Below are 5,063 nucleotides of genomic sequence, written 5' to 3'. Positions count from 1 at the left end.
TGAAGGCGGGCTATGACACGCGGCTTGCGGCCGGCGTCATCACCGCCGGCGGCACGCTCGGCATCCTGATCCCCCCGTCGGTGATGATCATCGTCTACGCGGCGGTCGCCGGCCAGTCGGTGGTGAAGCTCTATGCCGCGGCCATGTTTCCCGGCTTCTTCCTGTCCTTCCTTTACCTGGCCTACATCATCGGCTGGGCGCTCATTAATCCGAAGATCGCGCCGCCGTTGCCGAAAGAGCAGACCGTGGTGCCGGTGCCGGACTGGATGCGCAAGTTCCAGGCCGCCTATTCGAACAATATGTTCGTCGGCCTCATATCGGCACTGTTCTCGCCCTCGCGGGCGCTGGCAATCGAGGGCGACAAGGGCCGTATCAACTATCTGACGATCGTCAAGAACTTCGGCTATACGCTGGTGCCCTTCCTTCTGGTCGGCGGCACCCTGGCGCTGATCTGGTGGTATGTCGTGATCCATCAGCAGGTCGAGGCAGAAGCCGCGTACGAGGGCGTGCAGCAGCTGGGAATGCGGAACGTTCCGCAAGAGCCGACGCCCGCCGCGTCGGGGACGCCAACCGCATTTTACTGGTGGTTTGCCGGCATAGCCCTGGTCTGTCTGCTTTGGCAAATTCGTTACTATTCGCGGCTCACTGCCGATCGGCTGGAGATCATCAAGCTGTTGTCCACGTCGATCATGCCGCTCGGCATTCTGACGGTCGTCGTGCTGGCCGTGATTCTGTTCGGCATCACCACGGCGACCGAATCCGCCGGCGTCGGCGCCGCCGGCGCGTTTTTGCTGGCCTATCACGCCCGCACGCTGGACTGGAAGCGCACCAAGGAGGCGGTGTTCCTCACCGCCAAGACCACCGCGATGGTATGCTGGCTGTTCGTCGGATCGGCATTGTTCTCGGGCGTGTTTGCGATCCTTGGCGGCCAGGCCCTTGTCGAGCAATGGGTCCTGTCACTGAACCTGTCGCCGATCCAGTTCATGATCCTGTCGCAGGCGATCATCTTCCTTCTGGGCTGGCCGCTCGAATGGACCGAAATCATCGTGATTTTCGTTCCGATCTTCCTGCCGCTGCTGAAGCATTTCAACATCGACCCGATCCTGTGGGGCACGCTGGTCTTCGTGAACCTGCAAGCGGCGTTCCTGTCGCCGCCGGTCGCGATGTCCGCGTTCTATCTGAAAGGCGTCGCGCCCAAGCATGTGACGCTCAATCAGATCTTCGGCGGCATGATGCCCTACATGCTGATCGTGATCGTCTGCATGGTTATCATGTATCTGTGGCCGGGCATGACGCTGTGGCTGCCGAATTATCTGTACGGGGGCCGCTGACCGCGGCCAGGCGACTTCGGATAGGACAAGCGTGACAGAGAGTGATCTTGCAGCATTAACTGCAACCGATGCTGCGGCCCGGATTGCCAGCGGCGCGATTTCGGCGGAGCAATATGTGCGGGCCTGCCTCGCCCGCATCGAGGCGGTGGAGCCGGAGATCCGAGCCTTTGTGCATCTGGACCCCGGTTATGCCATCGAGCAGGCCCGTCGTCTCGACGATCACAGATTGCAGGGCAAGCCGCTCGGTCCGCTGCATGGCATTCCGGTGGCGATCAAGGACATCATCGATACCGAGGACTACCCGACCGAGTTCGGTTCTCCGCTGTTCGCCGGCCGGCGGACGCGCTCCGATGCCGCGCTCGTCGCCAAGCTGCGGGCTGCCGGCGCGGTGATCATCGGCAAGACGGTCACGACCGAATTCGCCTATTTCCATCCCGGCAAGACCCGCAATCCGCACGACACCGATCGCACGCCGGGAGGCTCCTCATCCGGTTCGGCTGCGGCTGTGGCGTCGGGCATGGTGCCACTCGCGATCGGGACGCAGACCAACGGCTCGATCATACGGCCGGCCGCTTTCTGCGGCGTGTTTGGCGCCAAACCCTCGCGGGGCCTCGTGCCGCGCACCGGCGTCTTGCCGCTTTCGCCGACGCTCGACGTTGCCGGCCCGTTCGCGCGCACGCTGCCCGATCTCGCGCTGGCGCTCGAAGCCATCGCCGGTTACGACGCGGGCGATCCTGACACCCGGCCGCCATTCGCGGTCCCGAATTTCCGCGCTTTTGCGGCCGAGGATTTTCCGATCGAGCCGCGCTTTGCCTTCATCCGCACGCCGGCATGGGACAAGGCTGAGCCGGCGACGCAGCAGGGCTTCGAGCAACTGGCGGACAAACTCGGTGAGAATTGCATCCGCATCGATCTGCCGGAGCTCTATGCGGATGCCTGGGATATTCACCGCACCATCATGAGCGCCGAGATGGCCCACAATCTCGGCACCATCGTCGATCGCGGCGGCGATGGAGTGAGCGAAGTGCTGCGCAAACTGGTCGCCGACGGGCGCGCCGTCACTGCCGTGCAATATCAGCGGGCGCGCGATGAAGCGCGCGAGATGGCGCAATCGCTTGAAGGCTATTTCGAGCATTGCAACGCGATCATCACGCCCGCGGCGCCCGGCGTTGCCCCGATGGGAATCGACGCCACGGGCAATCCGGTGTTCTGCACGCTCTGGACGCTGGCGGGCCTGCCTTCGCTGTCACTCCCTCTGCTCTCGGACGAGGACCTGCCGATCGGCGTACAGCTTGTCGGGGCTCCGAACGACGACGCGCGCCTGCTGCGCCATGCCAAATGGCTGATCGGAAAAGTCGCGCAAGGCCCCAAAAAGGAGAAACGTCGGCGATCGAAGTGATGCCGCCGGAAGCGGAGCGGGCGGCCATGGCTGTCCACCGCCCCGCCCGTTGCTTGCGTGTGCAACGCGGGGATAAGCGCGTCAGGCACCCTTTGGAGGTGTCCCCAGCGTCTCGTTGAAGAACGCGATGGTCCGCTGCCAGGCGAGATCGGCCGCAGCCTTGTTGTACCTTGCCGCGCCCGTGTCGTTGTTGAAGGCGTGCTGCGTGCCCGGATAGGTGTGGATCGCGTAGCGCTTGTTGTTGGCCTTGAGCGCGGCTTCATACTCCGCAATGCCTGCATTCACGGCGACATCGTTCTCGGCATAATGCAACAGCAATGACGCCTTGATGTTTGGCACCTGCACCGCCGGCACCTGCCGTCCGTAATAGGCCACGCCGGCGTCGAGTTCGGGGCTCGCCGCGGCGAGCCGGTTCACCATCATCCCGCCGAAGCAGAAACCGACTGCGCCGACCTTGCCGGTCGACCCTGGATACGTCTTGAGGAAATCGACGGCGGCGACCAGCGCAACCAGCGCGTCGTCCGGATTCAACCTGCCATGAAGGTTGCGGGCGTCATCCTCGTCTGGCGGCGTCCCGCCGACGAGCGAAAGAAGGTCAACGGCGTAGGCAAGAAAGCCCGCGAGCGCGAGACGACGTGCAACGTCCTCGAGATGCGGGTTGAGCCCGCGGTTTTCGTGGACGACGAGCACGGCAGGGCGCTTCTCGTTGCCTTTCAAGCGTGTGAGATATCCATTGATCCGGCCCTTCGGCGACTCAAACGACACCCGCTCGGACACAAGCCGGGGGTCGTTGTCGGCAACGATCGCAGCCTTCGCGTAATCGTTCTGGAGAAGCGGCAGCAATGCAGCGGCCGCAGTAGCCGACCCGGCGAGTTCGGCCAGCTTGTCCAGGAAACGGCGCCGGGTCATTTCACCATGTGTAAAACGATCGTAGAGATTGATGATGCGCTGATCCATGTAGCCTCCCATCGATCGAGACAACACCGCGAACGCTGATTGCATCCACGCGTAACTGATTGCTTGACGATCAAGGCTGCGCCTAAGATTTGGGCAGATCACAACGGCAAAAAGCAAGGCGTCACGAGTGGCGCAGACAATGGCTGGCCTGCAATTTGCTTGAAGATGACGCTCGGAACCATCAGCGGGAGAGTGTCATGCGACGTCGGGACTTCACAAAACTGGCTCTGGCAGGCGGCGCGGCGACGATAGCCGCTCCCGCGGTGGTGCGGGCGCAGACCACCTTTAATTGGAAGATGACGAGCTTCTACGGCCCCAACGCCGCGTTCTATTCGACCGGGCCGGGTAGCGCGAAGGATCTCTGCAAGCGCATCGAGGAAATGTCGAACGGACGCCTCAAGATCCAGTTCTTCGGCGCAGGCGAACTGATCCCTGCAGCGGAAGGCTTTGACGCGGTGTCGTCCGGCACCGTCGAGATGAATTACGCCAATTCGTATTTCTGGACGGGCAAGAGCTTCGCCGCGCAATACTTCACCGCGGTGCCCTTCGGTCTGAATTTCCAGGGCTTCAATGGCTGGATGTATGACGGCGGCGGCCTCCAGCTGTGGCGCGAGGTCTATGACCGCTTCAATCTCGTGCCTTTTGTCTGCGGCAATACCGGCGTGCAGATGACCGGCTGGTTCCGCAAGCCGATCGAAAAGCCGGAAGATCTTCAGGGCATCAAGATGCGCATTCCCGGTCTTGCGGGGCGCGTTTACAAGGAGCTCGGCGTCGATTCCCGCCTGATCGCGCCGGGCGAAATCTTCCCTTCGCTTGAACGCGGCGTCATCGACGCGGCGGAATTTGTCGGTCCGTATCTCGACCGACAACTCGGCCTGCAGAAGGTCGCGAAATATTACTACACCACCGGCTGGCACGAGATGGCGACCGCATCTGAGCTCACCATCAACAAGGCGAAGTGGAATTCGCTACCGCCTGATCTCAAGGCCATCGTGGAAAATGCCTGCGCGGCCTGCAACACCGTCAGCGAAGCCTGGTGCCAGAAAAACAACGCCGAGGCGCTCGAAGACCTCGTCAAGAACCAGGGCGTGATCGCGCAGCCCTTGCCGGACTCCGTGGTCAAGGCGCTCAGGGTCGCGACCGACAAGGTTCTGGCGGAAGCCATAGCGAAAGATCCCGTGACCAGGAAGGTCCACGAATCCTACATGGCCTACAAGAGCAAGTACGATAATTGGGCCGACCTCAGCGAGACCGTCTACCACACCAAGATCAGGAAGGCCTGATTGCAATCCATCGAAAAGCTGGCAGGCGGGATCGATGCATTCACCGATCTTGTCGGCCGCCTGACCTCGTGGCTGTCGCTTGGCATCGCGCTG

At 62.3% G+C, this 5,063-nt stretch carries 4 protein-coding genes; 3 read left to right on the top strand and 1 reads right to left on the bottom strand.

Features of this window, described 5'->3' with window-relative positions:
* Positions 1 to 1,331: TRAP transporter large permease (locus VN004_RS11165; protein ID WP_325609936.1), on the top strand; the 1,331-nt coding region annotated here is incomplete at its 5' end.
* Between the two features lie 31 nt (positions 1,332 to 1,362).
* Positions 1,363 to 2,730, top strand: a complete 1,368-nt coding sequence (locus VN004_RS11160; RefSeq protein WP_325609934.1) for an amidase — start codon at positions 1,363 to 1,365, stop codon at positions 2,728 to 2,730.
* 81 nt (positions 2,731 to 2,811) lie between these two features.
* On the opposite strand, the gene VN004_RS11155 is transcribed toward VN004_RS11160, so the two are convergent.
* Complete coding sequence (locus VN004_RS11155; RefSeq protein ID WP_325609932.1) at positions 2,812 to 3,687, bottom strand: dienelactone hydrolase family protein; 876 nt, start codon at positions 3,685 to 3,687, stop codon at positions 2,812 to 2,814.
* Positions 3,688 to 3,884: 197 nt separating this feature from the next.
* Here VN004_RS11155 and VN004_RS11150 point away from each other — a divergent pair, with 197 nt between their 5' ends.
* Positions 3,885 to 4,970, top strand: a complete 1,086-nt coding sequence (locus tag VN004_RS11150) for a TRAP transporter substrate-binding protein (RefSeq protein ID WP_325609930.1) — start codon at positions 3,885 to 3,887, stop codon at positions 4,968 to 4,970.
* Positions 4,971 to 5,063 lie beyond the last annotated feature (93 nt).

This window comes from Pseudorhodoplanes sp. (assembly GCF_035565855.1).
GTDB lineage: Bacteria > Pseudomonadota > Alphaproteobacteria > Rhizobiales > Xanthobacteraceae > Pseudorhodoplanes.
Note: the sequence above shows the minus strand (reverse complement) of the source record. Positions and strands in the feature narration are given on the sequence as shown.

What these genes read in the sequence shown, in the direction of transcription:
- VN004_RS11155 (WP_325609932.1), bottom strand. Translation starts at nt 3,687, where the DNA reads ATGGATCAGCGCATCATCAATCTCTACGATCGTTTTACACATGGTGAA.
- VN004_RS11150 (WP_325609930.1), top strand. Translation starts at nt 3,885, where the DNA reads ATGCGACGTCGGGACTTCACAAAACTGGCTCTGGCAGGCGGCGCGGCG.